At 69.5% G+C, this 21,970-nt stretch carries 14 protein-coding genes; 3 read left to right on the top strand and 11 right to left on the bottom strand.

Annotated elements, in window-relative coordinates:
* The first annotated feature begins 20 nt into the window (after nt 1–20).
* Nucleotides 21–1,265, top strand: coding sequence for a diguanylate cyclase (locus tag IT361_18530; protein MCC6319673.1), 1,245 nt, complete (start codon nt 21–23; stop codon nt 1,263–1,265).
* Between the two features lie 127 nt (nt 1,266–1,392).
* On the opposite strand, the gene IT361_18525 is transcribed toward IT361_18530, so the two are convergent.
* From IT361_18525 to IT361_18500, 6 genes are all read right to left on the bottom strand, one after another.
* Entirely contained in the window at nt 1,393–4,485 is a 3,093-nt protein-coding gene (locus tag IT361_18525) for an efflux RND transporter permease subunit (GenBank protein ID MCC6319672.1), read from the bottom strand.
* Nucleotides 4,482–7,529 (bottom strand): efflux RND transporter permease subunit, encoded by a 3,048-nt coding sequence (locus tag IT361_18520; protein ID MCC6319671.1) that lies wholly within the window; start codon nt 7,527–7,529, stop codon nt 4,482–4,484. The genes IT361_18525 and IT361_18520 overlap by 4 nt, the downstream gene beginning before the upstream one ends.
* A gap of 29 nt (nt 7,530–7,558) precedes the next feature.
* Nucleotides 7,559–8,734 carry an efflux RND transporter periplasmic adaptor subunit gene (locus IT361_18515; GenBank protein ID MCC6319670.1) on the bottom strand — a complete coding sequence of 392 codons (1,176 nt, stop codon included), beginning with the start codon at nt 8,732–8,734 and terminating at the stop codon, nt 7,559–7,561.
* A 222-nt stretch (nt 8,735–8,956) separates the two neighbouring features.
* Nucleotides 8,957–10,039: a hypothetical protein gene (locus IT361_18510; GenBank protein MCC6319669.1), complete on the bottom strand. Its 1,083-nt coding sequence runs from the start codon at nt 10,037–10,039 to the stop codon at nt 8,957–8,959.
* 478 nt (nt 10,040–10,517) lie between these two features.
* Nucleotides 10,518–11,681, bottom strand: a complete 1,164-nt coding sequence (locus tag IT361_18505) for a hypothetical protein (protein MCC6319668.1) — start codon at nt 11,679–11,681, stop codon at nt 10,518–10,520.
* Between the two features lie 154 nt (nt 11,682–11,835).
* Nucleotides 11,836–12,414 (bottom strand): LPP20 family lipoprotein, encoded by a 579-nt coding sequence (locus IT361_18500; protein MCC6319667.1) that lies wholly within the window; start codon nt 12,412–12,414, stop codon nt 11,836–11,838.
* 346 nt (nt 12,415–12,760) lie between these two features.
* Here IT361_18500 and IT361_18495 point away from each other — a divergent pair, with 346 nt between their 5' ends.
* On the top strand, nt 12,761–13,636 hold the full coding sequence (locus tag IT361_18495) for a hypothetical protein (protein ID MCC6319666.1): 876 nt from the start codon (nt 12,761–12,763) through the stop codon (nt 13,634–13,636).
* Nucleotides 13,637–13,934: 298 nt separating this feature from the next.
* On the opposite strand, the gene IT361_18490 is transcribed toward IT361_18495, so the two are convergent.
* Both IT361_18490 and IT361_18485 read right to left on the bottom strand, forming a co-directional pair.
* Nucleotides 13,935–14,807, bottom strand: a complete 873-nt coding sequence (locus tag IT361_18490) for a hypothetical protein (GenBank protein MCC6319665.1) — start codon at nt 14,805–14,807, stop codon at nt 13,935–13,937.
* Nucleotides 14,808–14,809: 2 nt separating this feature from the next.
* Nucleotides 14,810–16,606 carry a caspase family protein gene (locus IT361_18485; protein ID MCC6319664.1) on the bottom strand — a complete coding sequence of 599 codons (1,797 nt, stop codon included), beginning with the start codon at nt 16,604–16,606 and terminating at the stop codon, nt 14,810–14,812.
* A gap of 318 nt (nt 16,607–16,924) precedes the next feature.
* On the opposite strand from IT361_18485, the gene IT361_18480 reads away from it, so the two are divergent.
* Complete coding sequence (locus IT361_18480; GenBank protein MCC6319663.1) at nt 16,925–17,677, top strand: DUF2490 domain-containing protein; 753 nt, start codon at nt 16,925–16,927, stop codon at nt 17,675–17,677.
* 3 nt (nt 17,678–17,680) lie between these two features.
* Here the strand turns inward: IT361_18480 and nhaR are convergent, their stop codons facing one another.
* The 3 genes from nhaR to IT361_18465 form a co-directional block, all read right to left on the bottom strand.
* Nucleotides 17,681–18,580, bottom strand: coding sequence for a transcriptional activator NhaR (gene nhaR, locus IT361_18475; protein MCC6319662.1), 900 nt, complete (start codon nt 18,578–18,580; stop codon nt 17,681–17,683).
* Nucleotides 18,581–18,650: 70 nt separating this feature from the next.
* Nucleotides 18,651–19,658: a threonylcarbamoyl-AMP synthase gene (locus IT361_18470; protein MCC6319661.1), complete on the bottom strand. Its 1,008-nt coding sequence runs from the start codon at nt 19,656–19,658 to the stop codon at nt 18,651–18,653.
* A gap of 3 nt (nt 19,659–19,661) precedes the next feature.
* The gene (locus IT361_18465) at nt 19,662–21,794 is read right to left on the bottom strand and encodes a S9 family peptidase (GenBank protein MCC6319660.1); all 2,133 of its coding nucleotides are present in this window, start codon (nt 21,792–21,794) and stop codon (nt 19,662–19,664) included.
* Between the last annotated feature and the right edge of the window lie 176 nt (nt 21,795–21,970).

Genomic DNA, 21,970 nt, shown 5'->3' with positions numbered 1-21,970 from the left:
GCAGCAGGACCCACCTGCCCATGTCGCACGCCACCGATTCCGCCCGGGCCACCCTCGACGAGGTGGTCGCCGCCGCGGCGCACCACGCCACCGACGCCATGCTTGTCATCGACGGTGCGGGTCGCGTCGTGTGGGCCAACGCGGCGTTCGAGCAGGTGACAGGGTTTCGGCCTGACGAGTCGCTGGGTGCCGTGCCGCTCGACCTGCTCGCAGGTCCGGAGACCGATCGGCTCGCTTCGGCGCGCCTGGCGGGCCTGCTTCGCACGGGATCGAGGGGACGCGTCGAGGTGCAGCACCACCGCCGGGATGGAACACCGTTCTGGCACGAGGTCTCGATCGCACCGCTCGGCGGGAGCGCGGCTGCGGCATCCCACCGGCTCTGGAGCGGCCGCGACGTGTCCGAGCGACGCACACTGGCCCGACGCTTCGTTGAGCTGTCGTCCGTGATGGAACTCTCGATCGACGGCATCCTGGTGCTCGACGACACGCAGCGCGTTCGCATGGCCAACGGTGCGTTCGCCCGCATGCACGGTCATGCGACCGGCGCCGAACTGCAGGGGCGGAGCTGGCGCGAGTTCTATTCGCCGGAGCAACTGGACGTCTTTGATCGGTCGATCCTGCAGGAACTCGTCATGCAGGAGCACTGGCATGGCGAGGTGACCGGCCGACGCGCCGACGGCACGACGTATCCGCAGGAACTCACGGTCTCGCTGATCTCGGGTGGCATGGCGATGGTCGTTCGGGACATCACCGAACGTTCCGCTCACGAAGAGGCGCTCCACCGTCTGTCGCTCACGGATTCGCTGACCGGGCTCTACAACCGACGCGGCTTTACGCTGCTGGCGCAGCAGCTTCTTACCGTCGCCGCGCGTCAGCCGCATCCGGCGGTCCTGCTCTATCTCGATCTGGATCGTTTCAAGGCGATCAACGACGAGTTTGGGCACCATGTGGGCGATCAGGCGCTGGTGGACGTGGCCGACTTGCTGCGGGAGACGTTCCGCGAGGCGGACCTGATTGGCCGTCTCGGCGGCGACGAGTTTGTAGTGCTCGCGGTGAATACCCAGGACGCGACGGGCGAGGTGCTTCTGTCCCGACTCGACCGGCAACTCGCGCAGCGTAACGCGGCCGCGGGGCGACCGTACGCGCTCTCGATTGGGCGGGGCGTGGCCTGGCACAGTGCCGAGCACCCTCGCACGCTCGCGCAACTGCTGGAGGAGGCCGACGGACGCCTGCTGGCCGGCAAGCGCGGGCGCGGCCGGCGTTAGGCGACCGCGCCCGCCACATTCTGCGCTCATCGGTCGCGGTGTGCGTCAGGCGGTTGCGCGCGCCAGGATCTGCGCGCATGAGCGACGATCGTGCGTTAGGCGCTGTGGGTGACGGGCTCGGTGTGCGCTATGTGCTGCCGACGTCCGGCGCCGATGGCGGTGCGTCGGCGGTCGGAGGAATGCGACGCTGCGATCGGCGACGCGGACGGCCGGCGAGCATCGGCGGCACGATGAACATCGCCCCCAGCGTCCCGGCCACCGTTCCTCCGGCGGTGGCGAGTGCGATCGCGCCAAAGAGCGACGTCGTCTTGACGCCGACCGCGAGCGGCACGAGTGACGCGAGCGACGTCAGGGTCACGAGCACGACCATGCCCGATCGATCGAGGGCCGCACGCAAGACCATGCCGCCGTCGAGCCGCCGGTCGCGTCCCGCAGCCTGCAGGCGCCGCCGACGCTCGAGCGCGGCATCGACGACGAGAATCGACTGGTTCACGGCGAGGCCGATCACGAGGATCACGCCCACGGCCGCCTCACGGGTGAACGCGGCGTCGAAGAGCCAGAACGCCGCCATCACACCGCCCAGCGAGACCGGCAGCGAGAGGAAGACGGCGGCCGCGCCCCAGACGGAGTCGAACACGATCGCGACGCTCAGGACCACGAGCGCGATCCCGATGGCAAACACGAGCCAGAGTCCCTTCTCGCTCTCGTCAGGCTCGAAGCGTCCGAAGCCGGCATCGGCCACCGAATAGCCGGGCGGCAGGGTGACCGAAGCCATGAAGGCGTCGTGCGTGCGCTGCGCAAGCTTGTTGGGGCCGCGAAACTCGTAGGCGACGAATCGCACGTATTGCTGATCCTCCCGACTGATCGCGCTCAATCCTTCGGCTTCGCTCACCGCGGCGAGAGCACTCAGGCGCACCGGCGCACCGGTCGGCGTGGACACGAGCGCGTCGCTCAGCTCATCGAGCGAGCGGTCGTTCGAGCCTTCGACCTGCACGGTGACCGGCAACTCTTCGTCGCCGATCTCGAGGCGAATCGCGCCCGACTGGCTGCGCATCTCCCGCGCGGCCGCGAGAGCAAAGTCCCGCGCCGTGAGGCCGAAGCGCGCCAGGGCCGCGCGATCGGGCGTGACCGTCACCGTGCTCGCCTTGTCGTTGCCAAAGAACGACGAGCTGTTGATGTCGACGTCGCGCACGCGGGGGATGCCCTCGAGCCGCTCCTTGAGGTCGAGCGCGAGCCGTTCGACGCCGGAGAACGAATAGCCGAGTACGCGGATGCGGAACGTGGCGATGCTCGCGCCGCCGAGCCCCGAGGCGAACCCGGGCCCCTGCCCGCGCACCGACACGGACGCACCGCCGATGAAGACAGCGCGCTGCGTGAGCGCTTCTTCGAGTTGCAGGGGCAGCGCGCTCAGCTCGTCTTCGCGCCGATAGAGCACCTGCATGCCCGCGCCGAACGCGCCGTAGCTCTGGGCCGAGACGCGCTCGACACCCGGCTGACCGACGGCGACGTGCTCGAGTTCCCGCATCGCGGCGTCGAGCGACGCGGGGTCGGAGCCGCGGGGAAACGAAATGAACGCCTGGATGACCGTGCGCTGCCCGCTGCCAAAGCCGCCAAAGGCAAAGCGCGGGACCTTCTTCACGAAGACCCAGGTGAGGCCGCCTAACGCGGCCAGAGTGAGCAGGAGCGTCGTCCGGCGGAAGCGCACCAGCGGGCGCAACGTGCGCAGGTACACGCGTCGGGCGCGCGGCCATCCGGCCTCGTGGACGCGATGCCCCGCGGCGAGCGCGGGGATCATCACCACCGCGGTCACGATCGACCAGCCAAGGCCCAGCACGAACGCCGAGGCGAACGGCATGAACGCCGCGCGCGCGTCGCCCTGCAGGTACAGGAACGGAAAGAGCACGACCGCCGTGGTCAGGCTGGCGCCCACGACCGCCGGTGCGATGCGCCGTGCCGCGTTGGCGCGGCCCTCCTCCGTATCGGGCGTCGTCCCGAGACGCTCGGCCACGATCAGCCCGTTCTGCACCAGGATGCCGATCCCCATCGCCAGACCGGCGAGCGTGAGCAGGTTGGCCGGAATACGAAACAGGAAGAGGCCGAGCGCCGTGCCCGCCACGGCGAGCGCGGCGCTGAACATCACGAGTCCCGTCGCGCGCACGTCGCGCAGGAAGAACAGCAGCACGAGGATCACCGCCGCGAACGCGATGCCGCCGCGAATGAGGAGGTCCGTGAGCTGTTCCCTGAGCTCCACGGAGTCGTCGTTCACGACGGTGAGCGTCACGCCGGTCGGGAGGCCGCGGCGAATGTCGTCGAGCGTCGCGCGCACGCTGCGCGCCGTCCGGATCGCGTCGGCGTCAGGCAGCCGCGCGATGCGCAGGGCAATCGCGGGCTGGCCGTTGATCCTGAAGAAGCGTCCGCGCTGGTCTTCCTGTGGTCGCACCGAGGCCAGTTCGCCCACGCGAAAGACGCGTCCCCCGGGGCCGCGCACCGGCAGCGCTTCCAGCGCGGCGATCGCGCCCGGCTGGTCGCGCAGCGACACGGGTCGCTCGGTCGCCCCGCGCGCGTCCCGGCCCAGCGCCGCCACGGATCGCGCCTGGCTCACGGCGCGCGCAATGTCGCTGCCTTCGATGCCGAGCTGCCGCAGCAACCGGGCGTTGTATGACACCGACACGCCGAACTCGGCGCCGCCGCTCACCGTGAGGCCGGCCACGCCCGGGATCGCCGAGAGGCGCGGCTCGAGCACTTCGTCGGCGAGTTTCTGGAGCGCTCCCGGTGTGTAGGGGCCGCCCATGGTCACGAGCAGCAGCGGTTCCTCCTGCAGCTCGGTGGGCACGAAGTTGGACACGCGTGGCGGTGTCACGCCCGGCGGAAACTCGCGCCGCAGCAGCTCGAGGCGCTCCAGGATCCCCAGCCGCGCCAGCTGCACGTCCGTACCGGGCTGCAGCTCAACGGTGAGCGACACGCCTTCATCGGTCGACTCCGAGCGCGTCTTCCGGATGCCGCGGACGCCCTGGATCGCGGCCTCGACCGGCGAGGCGACGTACATCTCGTTCAGCTCCGCGGACGCGCCCGGCCACGACACCGAGACGGACAGCGTCGGGAGTTCCACGGTCGTGCGCGTCGCGAGCGCCAGCCGCGTGAAGGCCATGAGGCCGGCGAGGAGCAAGGCGGCGCTCGCTGCCCAGATCACGGCCGGCCGGCGGATGCCCCAGGCGATCATCGCGCTGCGCCGCGCCGCTCCAGCACCGCATACGCGGTCGGCAGCAGGAAGAAGGTCACCAGGAGCGCGGAGATCGACCCGCCGATCACGCCAGCTGCCAACGGTTGGTAGAGTGTGCCGCCGCTGCCCCAGCCGAACACGAGCGGGAGCACGCCGGTGATCGTCGTCAGGTTCGTCAGAGCGATCGCGCGGAGCCGCTGGTGCCCACCGAGGACGATGGCCTCGTCGATCGGGTGGCCCAGCTCGCGGAACCGGCGGATCGCGTCGAGTTTGACGACGGCCTCGTTGTCGGCCATGCCGATCATCACGACGATGCCGATGAGGGACACCGCGTTTATGCTCTGCCCGGTCAGCCACAGGAACACGATGCCGCCCGCCGCGGCGAGCGGCACCGTGAGCATCACGACCAGCGGGATGCGGAACGACCCGAACTCACCGGCCAGGACGAGAAAGACGAGCGCCACCGAGAGCAGCGCCACCAGCGTCAGTTCACTCGTCGTCCGCCGCTGCTCGGCGTCGGCGCCGGTGACACTCCACGTCACCCCACCCGGCAGGCGGAGGGTGTTCATCAGGTCGGTGACTGCGGCCGTGGCGCCCGAGGTTCCTCCGTCCGCGACGAGTCCTTCGACGGCGACCACCGGGCGCTGGCCCACGCGGACGACCTCCACCGGCGAGCGCGTCTCGCGGGGCTGCACGTACTCCTCGACCGGCGTGCCGTCCACCACCGTGCCTAACGCGGCGCCGAGGTCCTCGTTGGCGGCCCCGGAGTACCGGACGGTGATTGGGGTGCGGCGGTCGGTCTCGCGGAGTTCGGTGGCTTCGACGCCGCCGAGTCCACCGGCGAGGGCATTGGCCACGGCATCGACCGAGACGCCTCGTTCGGCCATACGGGCGCGCTCGAGTCCCACTTCGACGACCGGTTGCGAGCCCTGCTGAGCCGATCGGATATCGGTGAGTGCGGTGATCGAACCCAGGCGTGCGCGCGTCGTGTCGGCCCAGCGGGCCGCCTCTTCGAGGTTGCTCGCCGAGATCTCCACGCGCACCGTGCGGCCCTCACGGCCGATCAGGGAACCGAACTCCGACTGGCCGGCGAGGTCGATGGCGAGCGATCCCGATGCCAGGTCGGGCACGGCGGCCCGCAGCTGTTGGGCGAACCGTGCTGCGTCCACCGACGGGGGCACGGGGACCAGCAGCTGCGCCGTGGCCGCCGACCCGGGCTCCGCGCCCGCCAGCACCTCCTCGTCGGTGGCGACGCCGACTCGCGCGTAGATCCCGCGCGCGCCTAACGCGCGTGCGCTCTCCTCCAGGCGAGCCACCTGGCGCGTGGTCTCCTCGATCGCGGTGCCTTCCGCGAGATGCAGCTGCGCCACCGCGACCCGCTCGTCGACCGCCGGGAGGATCTCGCGCGGCAGGCGCATGCCAATCCACGCCGTGGCCACGGTCGCCGCGATCGAGATCCCGAACACCATCGCGGGATGAGCGAGCGACCAGCGCATCCCGCGATCGTACCAGCGCACGAGCACATTGCCCACGGCCGTGAGCCGCGAGGGCGCGCGGGGTGCGACCCTCCCCGTAGCGCCTGGCCGACGACGGCCGGCGATGAGCACCGGCATCAGCGTGAGGGCGAGCACGAGCGACGCGCCCACTGACGTGACCACGGACAGCGACAGGTCCCGAAAGAGCGCGGCCGCCAGCCCGCGCACGAAGATGATCGGACCAAAGACGAGCAGGGTGGTGAGCGTGCCGGCGAGCAGCGGGCCCGACACTTCCTCGGTCGCCTCGATCGTGGCCTGCAGCAACGGCAAGCCTTCTTCGCGCTTTCGCGCCGACGCTTCGGCGACGACGATGGCATTGTCCACCAGCAGCCCGACCCCCAGCGCGAGCCCGCCCAGCGACAGCACGTTGATCGACACGTCGAGCAGCTGCAGCAGCACCAGCGCGACGAGCACCGACAGCGGCACCATGAGGCCGATGGCCAGCGACATCCGCCAGTCGCGCAGGAAGACCAGGATGAGGAGCAGGGAGATGATGCCGCCGGCCACGATCTCCTGGCCGAGGTTCGACAGCGCGTCGACCACGAAATCGGCCTGCGCGGCGACGAGCGTGAGCTTCACCGCCGGGAACTCCTTCGTGAGCGCCTCGACGCTCGTTCGGAGCTCCTTCGTGACGGCGACCGTGTTGGACCCGGCGTCCTTGTACACGACGAGGCCGACCGCGCCTCGCCCGTCGAGTCTCGTCAGCGTCTTGGGGTCGGCCGTCGTCACCGACACCGTGGCGACGTCGCGCACCCTGATGCCAGCGCCCACCGGCCCGATCGGCACCTCGAGCACGTCCGACGGGTCCCTGAACTCGGTGAGCGTGCGGACGGCAAATCGAAATTGCCCGCGTCGAATGGTGCCGCTCGATCCGGTCGGGTTGGCCGCGGCGATAGCGGTGGAGAGATCGTTGGGCGTGAGCCCCAGCGCGCGCAGTCGCGCCGGGTCAGCCTCGACGCGAATCTCGTCTTCGGGCGCGCCGACGACCGCCACGCTGGCGACGCCGGCGATCTGTTCCAGGCGTCGCGCAAAAACCTCTTCGGCGGCGCGCGACAAGGTCCGCAGATCGCCGTCGGTGCCGAGCGCGAGCACCGCGATCGGTCGTTCGCCGGGGTCGCTCGTCAGCAGCGTCGGACGCTCGGCGCGCTCCGGGAGCCGCGCGCGCGCGTTGTCGAGTCGCTCGCGCACGTTGAGCACCGTCGTCTGCATGTCGGTGCCCCAGGCAAAGCGCACGATCGTGGTCGCCTCGCCCGTTCGACTGATCGATCGCAGTTCCACGAGCCCCGGCGTGGCCGCGATTGCCTCCTCGATGGGCTCGGCAATGAAGCGTGAGACCTCGGTGGCCGCCGAGCCCGGGTACAGCGTGCGGATCGTGAGGACCGGCAGCGTGACGTCGGGCAGCAGAGACACCGGAAGCCGACTCAGCGACACGGAGCCGAGCAGCACGATCGCGAACACCGAAGCGATCGTGGACACCGGGCGCCTGACGGCGGCGGAAACGAGGGACACGGGTTCGGCTTTGGAGAGTTTGACGTGCCCTATTGGCGAACCGTGCGTGCACCGCGCGCGGTGTCGGCGACGACCTCCCGCACCGGAGCGTCGTGCGTCAGCGTGAGGTGGCCGGCGACGATCACATGGTCGCCCACCTCAACGGGGATCGTGCCGGTCGAGGAGTCCGGGAGCACTTCGGTGTCGACACCGTTGGAACGACCGGGCGTGATGTACACCCATTGTGCACGACCGTCCTTGACCACGAAGACGAGCGGCCGGCCGTCGCGTTCGATCACGGCACGGCTCGGTACCAGGCGGCGCTTCGAGAGTCGCTGCGACTCGAGACGCACATCGGCGTACATGCCGGGCCGCAGCGGGCCGGGGTTCGTCAGGCGCACGAACACGCGTCCCGCGCGTGTGGTGGAGTCGATGAGCGGCAGCACGGCGGTGACGCGACCCGCGACCTGGCGACCCGGTGCGGACGCGCTGCTGACCGTCGCCACGCCGCCCTCGCGAATGAGCGGCAGGTCGTGCTCGAGGACCGACGCTTCGATACGCAGCGCCGCGAGGTTCACGACGCGCGTGAGCGTCTCACCCGCGCCCACGCGTTCGCCCGTGGAGCGATCCACGCGATCGACCATGCCGTCGAACGGCGCGGTGATCGTCGCGCGCTCGCGCTCGAGCCTGGCGCGATCGAGGCGGACGCGCGCGCCTTGCAGCCCGGAACGCGTGAGCGCAATGCGTCGCTGTTCGGGTGAAGGGGCGCGGCCGAGCACGATGGAATCCGGTGCGATGGCGTCCTGGTAGCGCACTTCGGCCTCAGCCACGGCGGCCTCGGCTTCCTGGACGGCCAGGTCGAAGGGGCGCGCGTCGAGGCGGAGCAGAGGCTGGCCCCGACGCACCCGGTCACCGGGGCGGACCAGCACGGCGGTGATCGTTCCGGCCACTTCGGCCTTGAGCGTGGCCTCGCCGTCGGAGCGCACGGTGCCTGTCGTGCTCACGCTCAGCACGAGGTCGCCCTGGCGCACCTCGCTCACGGTCACGGGCAGCGAGACCGTGGCCGCACGCGGGGCATCGCTCGCCGCAGAGTCAGCGCTGCCGCTGGCGGTCGCCTGCGTGGAGTCAGCCGTGGTGGTCTCCCCAACCCGGTCGCACGCGAGCAGGAGGGCGCACGCCAGCAGGGGAGCGCGGCAGGCAGCAACGCGCAGTGCGACGAGGGGCATGGTGGACGTTTGGGATGTCGAGTTGCTGGAATCGAACCGCGGACGCGTGGACCACACAAGTTGCCGAGGCCAGCGGCTCGAGACTATGGGACCGGGACTCGCGTGGCGAGCGGCGACGGGTTCGGCAGCGCGAAGCGGTTGAAGGTTGCCTCGCGAGCGCTTCCTGTGAACGAGTCGTGAAGGAGCGGACGCGGGCCGGTCACAGCAGGTCCGCGTGTCCGGTCAGCCTCCGGGGGCCTTGCGTGCCCGCGGCCGTCCATTCCTTGTCCGCGAGAGCAGGAATGCCGCAACCGCCGGGACGCCTTGATCGTCCCCGACCACCGCGAGCGTGTCGCCAGAGATCGCCATCCGCGTGGACTCGAGTGGCAAGAGTATGCTGCCCACGTACCCGAGGTTGCTCCGAGAGTACGCGTCGATCACCCGACGCTTGTGGTGCGTGGTCCCACTGAACAGCACGAGTACGAGATCCCGCCACCCGCGAACGTCGATGGCGCCGGCGCGGGCTCCGCTCTGGAGGCGCTCGATGCGTCCTCCTTCTGTCTTGATCACCTGCAGTCTCGCCTCGGGAAGCACCTCGACACTGGAGCCGGAGCGTGTCGGCCGACCAGGACTCAGCAGCGCAAACTCCGGTTGGTACAGCGGAACGATCGCACACGTGCTGTCGTCTACCTGGCGCAGTTGCGCCTGTCGCTCCATGAACGGGCGGCCCGAGAGGCGAGGGAAGGGGACCGGGATGGAGTCCAGGAGCCGCGCGGAGTCACCCAATGCGACGATGAAAACGTCGTGCGTCGCGTGGCCCGCAGTCTGCAGCAGGACCGATCGGTCGCGCCACGAACAGGCCGAGGACCAGCGTCCGCCCGAAGGCGTGCGTCGCGGCGTGACCGCGAGGCTCGACACGTCGGCGACGCGTCCAATGCTGAACTGCACCGTGTGCGGCTCCCTCCGGGTCCCGAAGAGTTGCGCGGGTTGCGTGTACTCACCGGGGCCGGTGCCCTGCCGGCCAAACGAGCGGAGGATTCTCCCTGTTCGGCTATCGAGCGCGTGAAGGCCGTGTGCACCCTGATCGAAAACGAGCAGTCCTGCTGCGGAGAACTGAATGTCGATGGGATAGAGCAGCTCGTCGGGTGCGGAGCGCCAGAGCGGGCGCAGGGTCACCTGAGCGGTCGTGCGGGGGCTCGCCAATGCCTGGGGCTGCGGAACCCTGTGCGAGTGCTCAGCGCGCCGGGCGTCCAGGGGCGAGCGACCCGCGGCGATGACCGCCAGCACCAGCATCGTCAGGCACGCGGGCACCAGTGGTGGCGTCATGGTCGACGCGACGCCCCGACATCGCCCAACGTAAGAAGGTCCGTTGCGATCATGCTTCCCGACCGCAGAGTCACCGCGCGTTCGCCGTCAGCGACGCTTCCGGCAGCCACATCGCGCTCGTGGCGAGCCGTACAGTTGCCGCAGTCACGACCATCAGGCTTCATTCCTGCCCCCCCCCAATCGAAGCTCTCCACGCCAGGCGGCCAACTCTACCCAGCCAGCTGAACGTTACGCCTCTTCCCCTCCCCCATGCTCGCATCGCAACTCCGTTCACGGTGTCGTGGCGAGAAATGAGACCCACAGGAGCCTTGCCGCAAGTCATCTGTAGCCGGACAGGTGCCACGCACCATGCAAACGCATGACCCGGGCATGCGCACGCAGGGAGGTTGGTATGGGCCAGCCGTCGTCTTGTCTTGAAGGGAGGCACTCTCGGGTCGGTCTATCTACCGGGTGCGACAGCGAAGGCGAACCCCCGACTCTACGGCAGCTGGTAGCGCTGCAGATACTGCAGGTCATCGGCGTCCGTGCGGACGACGTACAGCGTGCCGCTGCCGAACCCGACCACGCGGGAACGCTCCGGCAGCTCGACGCGAAATGCGAGCTTCCCGGTGGCGTCCAGCACGTCGTAGTTTGGCGTGCGATCGCTCGCCTCACGCGTGCGCGCGATCCACACCTGACCGTTGGGTGCCGCCAGCACGCTGCCGGTGGTGACCAGGAAGGGCGGGAGGACTTCCGGCCAGTCCGTGGGCTCGGGAAGGGTGCCGAGCACGCCGGGCCCGGTGCGGACCGACCGCTGACCGTTGTTCATCGAAACGGCGACCGCCGTGGCGTTCTTTCGTGAGTCACGCCACTCCTGCTTGTGCTCTTCGGTGACCTTGATCTTCGCGTAGGCGATGGGCGCGCCCGCCGTCCTGGTGTCGGCCCAGTCCACACGATATTCGGGCGAGCGAACGATTCCTACGCGACCATCGGGCAACACGAACCACTCATCGCGCGGCGTGAAGGGATTCGCACCGCCCACCCGCATGGTCATGCGTCCACCGCCGCTGGAACCGGTCGATTGCACGTTGCCCCTGGGCACCCGCACCCACGCGACGGTGTCCGTCTGCTTCAATCGACGATCGTGACGCAGGACGGGCGCCGAATCTGCGCTGATCGGGCCGTCCGGGCCCATGCGCACGCCGTTCCCCGCCCAATACAAACGCCCGCGTGCGTCTGCATAGCGCGGGGGCGACATCGAGATCATCGGGGCGCCACCGGGGCCCGCCTGACGGGTCTCCATCGTCACGAACGCCCCAGGTTCGCCGTCGGGCAGTATGGCCAGTGCGCGGCTGTTGAGCGGATCGTAGACGAGTGAGGTATCCCCGGGGAGTCCGACGATCCCCATCGGGAGCGCGTACTCCTTGGGACCGGATCCTTCGCGGCCGACCTGTCGCACCCCCGCCTTGAAGTCGATCAGCTGGACCACCTTGTCCCGCGGGTCGATGATCAGCACGCGCCCGTCCCTGAGTTCACGGACACCGGCGATGTTGGAGAAGGGCTCCGCGAACTCGGCATTTGGCCGGCCAAGGGCGCGGGTGGCCTGGGCTGCGAGGTCGCCCGCGGCGACGAGCCCGGCGAGGAGCAGGAAAGAGCGATGCATGTTCGACAGGGTGCGCGTGGTGGAGTCTGGAGACTACCGCCGTTGGATCACGCGCGCACGGCAGAACGTTGCCTCTGTCGAGCAGCTGTGAAGGGGTCATGAAGGTCCGCGGAGTACGATCGCCCGGTGGGCGCTCCTCCCGTCGCTCATCGACCTAACGTTCCCGCTTCCACTGCTCGTAGCGCTGCACCTCGGCGTCAAGCTCCTTGAACGCTTCGCCTGCGCGGAAGCGCGTGTACAGCTGCTCCTGGGCACGGAGCTGTTCCAGCAGTCGCTTGGACATCTCGCCCACCGGAAGCTCCATCAGTACGATCGCGCGATACACGCTGCCTTCCGTCCGCAGTATCTGCTGACGGGGGCGACTGCCGTAGAGTGTGGTAGAGACGACCGCCTTGTAGACCTGCGTGTACTGGTCGAGCAACTGCGAACCTTCGCGGCCGACTTCTTCGACGAAGCGCTTGTTGAGCGCGCCGTACTTGACCTCGAGCTGCTGGGCGATCGCGTTGCGCGCATCGGCCTGCGCCTTGTTGATCGCCACCTGCACGTCCCGCGACACCGACGTGGCCGGCGCCAGCAGAAAGTGCTCTTCCGTCGGTGGCTTGAGGTACCACGACGGCAGGTTGCGGATCGTCTCGCGGTTTGCCGGAGGCAACAGGTCGGTAGCAGGCCTGGGGCCACCGGAGCAGGCCGCGGCGGCAACCAACGAAGCGAGGGTCAGGCGAATGAGACGCATGGGCGGAAGCGCTGGAGTCCGGTTCTTCCCCGGGAGTATCGGCCGCGCCGGTCGCACCTTGCACCGCAGTCAGAACGACCGACCGCGCACGGTGGAGCGGTTGCGACGCAACTCGGATGGCACGAATGCGGCAGCCCGATCGTGGCTGGGGGACGAGGATTCGGGGCACGCCCCGCGCACGGGAACAAACGGTGAGTGGCCACTCCACCCGCACTCGAATTGACTCGAAGCTGCGACCTCTCTCCTGACTGAACGTTCGCCCACCCAACGTGTACCGCACATAACCGCTTGTCCCACGAACGCGAGGCACCGCATTGTGCGCAGTCACGGACTGATCCTTCTCGCTGTGCTCACTCTCCCGGGATGCAGTCGCGAGTGGCTGTCGGCCACCGGAAGCGCCGCCGAGCCGTTTGACCGAACCGTCATGGTCACCGCGGCGGTGAGCAGACTCCTGGACTCCGCTGGGCGGGTTCCATCGAGACATGCCACGGTCGCTGGCGCCATTGCACCCGCGAGAGCCGCTCAGCTTGCCGAGGCCTACATCCGACTGTTTGGCCCGCAGGCGCGCACCTGGATCGAGGGGCTGCGCGGGGAACCCGTCGACTTCAGGCGACTTCACGCCGATCCGTACGTGCTGCTCTCCGAGAGTCCCTTCGAGGTGCCTGACGAGGGCACCTCGCCGCCCGAGCGGAAGCGAGCAGGGCCATACTACATCGTGACATTGCGCACCGACGGCCAGCCCATCGTCACTGTTGCGGTGTCCGCCCTTTCCTCAGACATCGTCGTGGACTCGATGGGGGTTCGAACGAGCGCGGAGATCAGAGGCAATGACTTTCTCGTGTGGCCGGTGCCAGAACGGTCTGCCCCCATGCCGGCGCTGACAGCCGAAGAGGCCATGAGCATCTCGTATCGGTCGTTCGGGCAGCCAGTCGACGCGCTCCCCATCTACGAACGAAAGGGCTTGGAGTTCCTTCCGCAGGAGGGCGCGTGGCGCCTGGAACTCGCTGGTGCGGTCGAAGTTCGCCCGGTGCGTGGTGTCAGCCCCGTTCGCACGCGCGTGGTCTATGTCGTGGACGCAGCGACGTTCGCGATCGCTTCGAACGCTGACATGAGCGCTGGCGTCCAGAGCAGGCAGGAGACAGGGAGCGGGGGCGCCCTTCTGCGCTACCGGGACACTGCGGCGCGAAGCTTGGTCGAGGTACGTCCCGTCACCCGCCGATAGGGATAGGAGGTATGCTTCCACCCTGGCTGGCCATTGGTGCGGCCGCTGCTGCCACATTTTCGATGATGTCGTGTAGCTCCATCGCGGAGAATGTTCCCGCGGGCCCACGCGGGTTCGGCCCTTGCCGGCAACCCGTGAACCCGCGCGATGAGGTCTCGAGGCGGTGGAGGGAAGATTGACGCTCGTTCTACCTCGTGCAGAGGTCGCGCGTGGCAGCTTGGCGGTCCACAGCCAAGGAAGCGTCCTGCGTCCACCGAACACGTGCCCCGTATGAGGCCGCCTGGACGCCTGTTCCCGGCTACCGAAGCATGCGCGGTACTGCACGCGCCGAGGCTCGCCGCACGTCATACGGCACGAACCCCGTCGCCCGGTCGCCCGCCGGGATGCGCACGAGCCAGCGCTGGAACTCCATGACGGTCATCGCCGCCGAGGGGAGCGGGGGGCCCGCGCCCCGTACGGCAACGACGGCCAGCAGCTCTTCCCGCGCATCCTCGCCGTCGGGGAGCGTCACGCGCCAGTGCAGCCCACGCGCGCGCCAGGTCGCGTCCGGAAGTTCCAGGCGCGCGCCTGCCGTGGCCTCCACCGGCGGCACGAACGCATTGGGCACCAGCGCATGCACCGAGTCGCCCACGATGGAGAACGCGTAGATCCGCGCGGAAGCACTGCTCTTCACCACGGCAACGAGTTCGTCGTTGCGCGGCGGGTCATGGCCGCGCACCAGATACACCTCTGTCGGGAGCGAAACGTCGAGCGTGAAGGCAGGGTCGGGGGTTCCCGTCTCGCGCTCCACGGTAATCGCCCACGAGGCGCGGTAGTACACCTGAGCGCCGAGGCCCGGCGCCTGGGTGGACTCCCATGCCTCACCGACCAGGCGCGCATCGGTCGCGCGGCCAGCAGCGTCGAGTTGGACTACGCTCCGATATTCCCCGCGCACGCCCGTGCGATCCTCCGTGGTGGTGCTCACCGCCGACGACTGCACCCGCACGCCGGCGACGCGACGCACGGCCTCGGCCATCGCTTCCTCGAGCGCGCGCCGCTTGACCGCCGCCGGTGTGGCGCGGTCGTGCAGCAGCACCCGCTGTTCCACGACGATCGTCTCGCCCTGCGCCCGCAACCGACCCGCGAACGCGAAGCCGCAGACAGCGATGAGCGCCTGGGTGCGTCGGCGCATGCCTAACGTGGCGCCAGGCGGGCCACCGCCCGGAGCGAGTCGCGGGCGATGGTCAGGGGCTGCTGCTCCCGGTCCAGCGCCGCCGCGCTGCGGGTGACCTCGCGCTCCACGTACCGCCCGAGCTCGGCCACGGTGATCGTGCGGTCGCCATCGTCGTCGGCCGCGCCCCGAAGTCCGCGCGCGACGAACCACGTAAACGCGCCGTGCCGCTCGGCCGGCAGGTCGCCCGCCACCTGCGCGCCCCGGGAGGCCACCAGCACGGCCATGTTGCGCCTGACAAGTGCCGGGTGCTCGATGGAAACGACCGAGGCGCGCGTCCCTTGCACCAGCGGGCGACCCGAGCGCCCCAACCCTGAAAAGCAGGCGTCGAGCAGGACGGTGATGGAGCGGGCGGGGAGTCGGGCCAGTCGGTCGAGCAGCGCGTAGAGGTCGAGGCCGGTCTCTCCGACATAGTTCGCGTCGCCGTCAGCGGGCAGCAGGTGCGGCCGGCGCTCGGCGTCGTCCATCGCGCCGTGCCCGGCGAAGTAGACCAGGATGTCGGTGTTGTCGGTGGTGCGCCGAGCAAGCCAGCCCCGATCGCCGAGCAGGCGCCGCAACTCGCTCCCTGATGCGTCCGCGCCGCGACGATACATGAGGTGCGCGCCGTCGTCGGGCACGCCGAGGGCCTGGACGGCGTACGCGCGCATGAGCGCGGCGTCGTCGTCCGCGAATCGTGCGTCCGGCAGGCGTTGGTACGATCCGATGCCGATGATGACGGCGAGCGCGTCGCCGTTGCGCGTGGCGGCCGCCGGGATTCCGGACGCGAGGTCGTCACGCGTGGAGGTCGCGCCGCCTGCCGCCTCCGGCGGTACGGTCTGCACGCGCGCCGCAAGCCGCACCGCGGAACCCGGGGCCAGGATCACGAGTGCGATCTCGGGTGACGCGACCGCCCCCGTGGCATACGCGGTTACGACGACATCCGTGGAATCGCCCGGCGCGAGCGCGGGCAGCCAGACGGTATCCGGCGCACCAGCGATGAGCACGAGGCCGGCGGAGCGGACGACGTGCGCCGGCACAGCAGGCGAGACCGATGCACCGACATTGCGCACACGCAGGGTGATGTCGGCGAACTCGCGAGGAGCGAGTCGCTGGTCGCCGGTGGCATCGCGCACGGTGACCGAGGCCAGGGCGAAGCGGGCGGGTAACGCGCGGGCGGTCGTGCGGTCGGCGGCGATCGCGAGCGAAGCCGGAGCGCGCGCCGCAAGCGCCGCGTGCGCCAGCGAGTCGTCGCTCGCGCGCACGCGCATGGCGGCGTCGCGGCGTACCCAACCCGTTACCCGCCCGGACGCGATGTCGACACGGATGACGCTCCGGCCAAAGGCGAGGTACATCTGTCGGCGCGTGCCGTCGCGGGTGACGGCCCACGGGGTTCCGAAGAGCCGAGCGATGTCGCCGATCCCGGCGCCGAGCGCGAGCACGGAATCACGGGTCCCGGGGGTCGAGCGCAGTGCGACGCGCAGGACGCGTCGCGGGTCGTTCCATTCGATGACGCGTCCGGTGGCGAGGTCGAACGTCACCGTGGCGCCGTCAAAGCTCCAGTGTTCCACGCCCTGCGAGGCGAGGCGCTCGACCAGGTCTGCCGAGCCCTGCACCTGCCGCACCCGCTCACGGCCGTCACCTAACGAGAAGCCCGACGGCACCTGCGCCGCCAGCGCCGCCCCTGCCAGCAGCAGGAACGACGCCGCGCGCGCGATCAGCCGGCCGGCCACGGCCGGATCGAACGACGCTGTCGGCAACACCATGAGAGGGAGTATCGGCACCGCGCGCCGCCTCCTGACCTGACGGGTGCAGCAGGTTCCGTCCGTCGAGCGGCGCCCGGGTCCACGCCCCGCGCGGCGTGAGGGCCGGTGCGATGGCCGGGTTCACGGACCGAGTGAGCGCGCCGTCTCCTGACCCGACAGGCCGCGCTTCCTTCCGTCGAGGGACGCCCAGGGTCCGCGTCCCGCGCGGCGTGAGGGCGGGCGAGCTCGCCGGTCGCGCTGATCGCAGGCGAAGCAGGGGCACGGCCGGGGAGAGGCAGCCGCAGGCCTTCTTCCCGCCTGGCCGTCGGGTAGCCTGCTGCCCGTTACCTTCCCGCGATGTTCCGCGCCTGCCTCGCCGTCTCGCTGCTGGTCGTCCCCGCGCTCGTCCACGCGCAGCGCGAGACGTTCGAAAACGTCAACGCCTGGCTGTCGTGGATCGGCGACATCGAGCTCGATCCGCGCTGGGCTATCGACTTCGACGGTTCGCTTCGCGCAAGCGGACCGGTGGATCAGCTCGGGCAGGTGCTCTGGCGGGCATCGGTACGGCGTAACCTGAGCGCGAACGTGCGCGCCTCGGTGGGCTACGCCGGGAGCGACACGCACCCCTATGGCAAGCTCCCCGTCGCCTTCCGCGCCCCCGAGCACCGCCTCTTCCAGCAACTGCAGCTCACGCACCCGGCGGGCCGCGTGCAGTTCACCCACCGCTATCGCTTTGAACAGCGATGGTCGGGCCGGGTCGCGGTCGTCGGAACCGATACGTCGGTGCGAAACTGGGTCCGCACGAGTCGGCTCCGCTACCTCGCCCGGGCAACCATCCCGCTGCAGGGCGCGACGCTCGACGCCAACGAGTGGTTCGTGAACGTGGCCGACGAAGTGATGCTCAACTTCGGCGCGAACATCGCCAACAACACGTTCGACCAGAACCGCATGCAGCTCGGCATCGGCCGGCGCCTCGGTCGCGACTATCGTCTCGAGCTGCAGTACCTGGACCACCTGGTCCTGCGGCCAAACGGTCGGCAGTTGGAGCGCAACCACACCATCGTCACCAACGTGTCCACGTCGTTCCGGCTGCGGCGCAGTGCCCACTGACGCTCAGCCGAACACGTCGTCCTGCGCGATCGCCGTGATCTGCTTCACGATCGGGTGCGTGATGCGTCGCTCCACCGAAATCGCGTAGAAGCGTTCGCGCACGCTCTCGATGCGGCCCACCGCCTTCACCTGATAGCGGCGCGTGATGTCCGCGTCCAGCGCCGTCGGCCCGGGGAACAGGCCAATCCCGCCCTGGCCAAAGATCTTGAGCACCGAGCTGTCCTCGATTTCGGCGACGACGTTCGGCTTGATCCCCTGGCTGTCGAACCATGCCACCATCGAGCGGTGCAGCTGCGAGCCGTCGGTGGGCAGGATGAACGGCGCGCCGTCAAGGGACTGCGGGAACTTCCGGCGATAGTGCGCCGCCATCGCCGGGGCGCCGTAGATCGTTACGTCCGTCTCGCCGAGCAGGTGATTGAACGCCTTCACGTGCGTGCCCGTCCCCACCGGCGCGTCGGAAATGACGAGGTCGATGCTGTGCAGCGCCAACTCGCCAAGCAGGCGGTCGAGTTTGTCTTCGCGGATCACCAGATGCACCGGCACTTCGCCACGAATCGCCGGTTCGAGCAGCCGGAACACGGCGATCTTGTGCACCTGATCCGCAACGCCCACCACCAGTCGCTGAGGGCGACCGGGGCTGCGACCGGCGAGCGTCTCCTGCATCTCGCGACCGAGCACGAAAATCTCGTCGGCGTAGCGGTATACGAGCCGCCCGACGTCGGTGAGGGCAAGGTTTCGACCCCGCTTCACGAACAACTTCTCGCCGAGCGACCGTTCGAGCATGCGGATCTGCGCGCTCACGGCAGGCTGCGTCAGGTGCAGTTCCTGGCACGCCTTGGTCACGCTGCCCGTTCGGGCCACGGTCCAGAAGTAGAGCAGGTGATGGTAGTTGAGCCAGGCCATGCGAAGGGGGCGTCAGGGGCGACAGCGCCGAGCACGACATGTTCCCGGATGGACCGCCCTCACGCAACCGTCAGTCCGAAGTCGACGCGCGCCGTAATCGATCCCGGATCGCGTCCCACGCTGACTCCGACGGCGGTTGCTCCACGAACGCGACCTCGACGTCGTGCTCCTCGAGTTCGTGCAACATGCTGTACAGCGCGCCCGCGTAGGCGTCGACGGTATCGGGCATGAAGCGAATGCCCGCGCCATGCGCGTTCGCTCCCTGCCGAGTCACGACGACCACCCGCGTGCCGTGCCCGCGCATTCGTTCGGCGACTCCAAGCACTTCATCCAGCCGCGCAGACTCGAAGAGACGGAGCGTCGTGCGCGGCGCGTAGTGGCGCTCGACCATGCCTGGCGACGGACGCGGTGCATCGCCGGAGGCGGCCATGGATCGTTCGACCGGCCCGATGACCGATTCGATGTCGGACTGCGGCGTTCCGCCCGGTCTCAGGAGCCGCGGGGGCGTCCTCGTGAGGTCGAGCACGGTCGACTCGATGCCAACGCGCGCCGGGCCGGCGTCGAGGATCATCGACAGGCGATCACCGAGCTGCCGCGCCACGTGAGCGGCCGTGGTCGGGGAGACGCGCGTAAAGAGATTGGCGCTCGGCGCCGCGAGCGGAACGCCCGCGGTCCGGATCAGGGCGCGCGTGACCTCGGAGGCCGGAATGCGCACCCCCACCGTATCGAGGCCGGCGGTGACAATGTCCGGGACCGCGGGCTGCCGATGCAGGACGAGCGTGAGCGGGCCGGGCCAGAAGCGGCGCATGAGGTCGTGCGCGATCGACGGTACCTCCCGCGCCACTCGCGGCAAGTCGCTTGTGTCGGCGAGGTGCACGATGACCGGATTGAACGCTGGCCGCTCCTTGGCGGCGTAGATGCGCGCGACAGCGTCGGCGTCCAGGGCGTTTGCCGCGAGGCCGTACACCGTTTCCGTGGGAATGGCGACGAGTTCGCCGCGGCGCAGCGTCGCCGCGGCCCTGGCGATCACCTCGGGATCCGGAGACGCCGCGTCGACGGCGACGATCTCGGCCGTCATGACTTATCGCGCTCCGACCACGCTCCAGGCAAAGGCCCAGAGGTCGGCGTACTCCTCGATCATGCGGTCGGTGGGGCGGTACCCGTGCGAGCCTTGCGTTTCCACGCGGATCAGCACCGGCCGGTCGCAGCCCTGCGCGGCCTGCAGGGCCGCTGCGAACTTGTAGGAGTGGCTGGGGACCACGCGATCGTCGTGGTCCGCGGTGGTGATGAGCGTGGCTGGATAACACGTTCCCGGCACCACGCGATGCAGCGGCGAATACCGGTAGAGCCACGCGAAGGCCTCGGCGTCGTCCGCCGAGCCGTATTCCGTGGCCCACGCCGCACCGCCGGTGAATCGATGGTAGCGGAGCATGTCGAGCACACCGACCTGGGGAATCGCCACCGCAAACAGGTCCGGCCGCTGCGTCATCACGGCGCCCACCAGCAGTCCACCGTTGGACCCTCCGTTGATCACGAGCTTTGCGGGCGAGGTGATCCGCTCGGCGATGAGGTATTCGGCGGCCGCGATAAAGTCGTCGAACACGTTCTGCTTGTGGTCAAGCATGCCTGCGTGGTGCCACGCTTCGCCGTATTCACTCCCGCCCCGGAGCGCCGCCGTGACATAGACGCCGCCCATGTCCATCCACCCGAGGGTCGCCGGCGAAAACGTTGGCTGCAGGTTCACGCCAAAGCCGCCGTAGGCGTAGAGCAGGGTTGGATTGGCGCCGTCGAGCGCGAGGCCGCGGCGCGACGAGACGAAAAGCGGTACACGCGTCCCGTCCTTCGAGGTCGCGAACACCCGGCGCGTCTCGTAGGCCGCCGGATCGAACGCCAGGGTCGGCGGGTCGAACGCGATGCTCATTTTCGCCCGGGCGTCGTAGCGGAACACGGTGGTCGGCGCGAGGTGCGACGTGAACGCGTAGTAGAACGTCGAGACCTCGGTCGAGGCGCTGACCGCGGCGACCGTGCCGGCGGAAGGCAAGGTGACCTCACCGAGCCGCTTTCCCGCGGGCGTGTACAGCGTCAGCTCGCTCGTCACGTCGACGAGGCGGTGGACGACAAGGGCCGATGAGGTCAGCGCGACGTCGGCGATCGCGGCCGGACCCTCCGGAACGACCGTCCGCCAGGACGTGCGCGCCGGCGCGGTGAGATCGACGGCGACCACCCGACGCCGGGGCGCGTCGAGGTCGGTGCGGAGAAAGAGTCGGCTGCCGAGTGAGCCGACGACGGTGAACTCGCCGTCGTCGGTGTCGACGAGCGGGATCGGCGTGGCGCCGATGGTCGGCGCCATCGGGTTGCCTAACGGGATGACGTACAGCCGGTTGCGTGCGTCGGCGCCCTTGCTGAGGTATACGAACGCGTAGCGCCCGTCGTCGCTGGTCGCGCCCACGACAAACCAGGTCGGAAGGTCGCGTCGCTCGAACACGAGGACGTCCTCCGCCTGCGGCGTGCCGATCCGGTGGTAGTACAGCGCGTGATGCTCGAGCGACGCGCTGAGCTTGTCCGCCTCGTTGCGCGCCGGGTAGCGCGAATAGAAGAACCCCTTGCCATCACGGGTCCACGAGAGCCCGGAGAACCGCACCCACCGCAGCACGTCGGGCAGGTCGGTGCCCGTGCGCACCTGCCGGACCTTCACGTCCTGCCAGTCGGCGCCGCCTTCTGACAGCGCGTAGGCCAGGTGCCGCCCATCGGGTGAAGGCGAATACTGCGAGACGGCAACGGTGCCGTCGGGACTCAGCGCGTTGGGGTCGAGGACCAGGCGTGCCGCGGTGCCCGGCGCCGAGCGCGCGACGATCTCCGCCTGCTTTTGCAGGCCCGAGTTGCGCTGATGAAACAGCACACCGTTCGGCAGCCGCACCGGCACACCGACGCGTGGATAGTTCCAGAGCGTCGTCAGGCGCGCGCGGATGCGCTCGCGGTCGGGCGCGGCCGCCAGCCAGCGCATGGTCACGGCGTTCTGCGCTGCCACCCATGCCCTGGTCGAGTCGCTGCCGAGGTCCTCGAGCCAGCGATATGGATCGGCGACGCGCGTGCCATGAAAGTCATCGGATACGTCGACCGTGCGGGTCGGCGGATACGCGACGCGTTGGGCGTGGGACATGAGTGGGACGAGGGTCGCGGCCAGGAACAGCGAGCCCGAGAGGAGACGTGCCATCAATGCATATGCTCCATGGCGCTGCGGGCGTCGCGCCGGACATCAGGGTCTGCGAAACTAGCCTCGGCGATCACGCGGAGCCAACCCGACCGTAGAGCGGCATGAGGCAGTGGCCTGCGACAGTGACTACAATCACACCGGGCGCCCCTCGCGCGCGCGTACCCTGCGCCGAGAGT

It is taken from the genome of Gemmatimonadaceae bacterium (assembly GCA_020846935.1).
Lineage (GTDB): Bacteria > Gemmatimonadota > Gemmatimonadetes > Gemmatimonadales > Gemmatimonadaceae > RBC101.
This window is presented reverse-complemented; position numbering and strand designations above follow the sequence as displayed.

Bases quoted from the DNA above. Each gene is read 5' to 3' on its own strand.
- IT361_18530 (MCC6319673.1), top strand. From the start codon at position 21: ATGTCGCACGCCACCGATTCCGCCCGGGCCACCCTCGACGAGGTGGTC.
- IT361_18525 (MCC6319672.1), bottom strand. From the start codon at position 4,485: ATGATCGCCTGGGGCATCCGCCGGCCGGCCGTGATCTGGGCAGCGAGC.
- IT361_18515 (MCC6319670.1), bottom strand. From the start codon at position 8,734: ATGCCCCTCGTCGCACTGCGCGTTGCTGCCTGCCGCGCTCCCCTGCTG.
- IT361_18510 (MCC6319669.1), bottom strand. From the start codon at position 10,039: ATGACGCCACCACTGGTGCCCGCGTGCCTGACGATGCTGGTGCTGGCG.
- IT361_18505 (MCC6319668.1), bottom strand. From the start codon at position 11,681: ATGCATCGCTCTTTCCTGCTCCTCGCCGGGCTCGTCGCCGCGGGCGAC.
- IT361_18500 (MCC6319667.1), bottom strand. From the start codon at position 12,414: ATGCGTCTCATTCGCCTGACCCTCGCTTCGTTGGTTGCCGCCGCGGCC.
- IT361_18490 (MCC6319665.1), bottom strand. From the start codon at position 14,807: ATGCGCCGACGCACCCAGGCGCTCATCGCTGTCTGCGGCTTCGCGTTC.
- IT361_18480 (MCC6319663.1), top strand. From the start codon at position 16,925: ATGTTCCGCGCCTGCCTCGCCGTCTCGCTGCTGGTCGTCCCCGCGCTC.
- nhaR (MCC6319662.1), bottom strand. From the start codon at position 18,580: ATGGCCTGGCTCAACTACCATCACCTGCTCTACTTCTGGACCGTGGCC.
- IT361_18470 (MCC6319661.1), bottom strand. From the start codon at position 19,658: ATGACGGCCGAGATCGTCGCCGTCGACGCGGCGTCTCCGGATCCCGAG.
- IT361_18465 (MCC6319660.1), bottom strand. From the start codon at position 21,794: ATGGCACGTCTCCTCTCGGGCTCGCTGTTCCTGGCCGCGACCCTCGTC.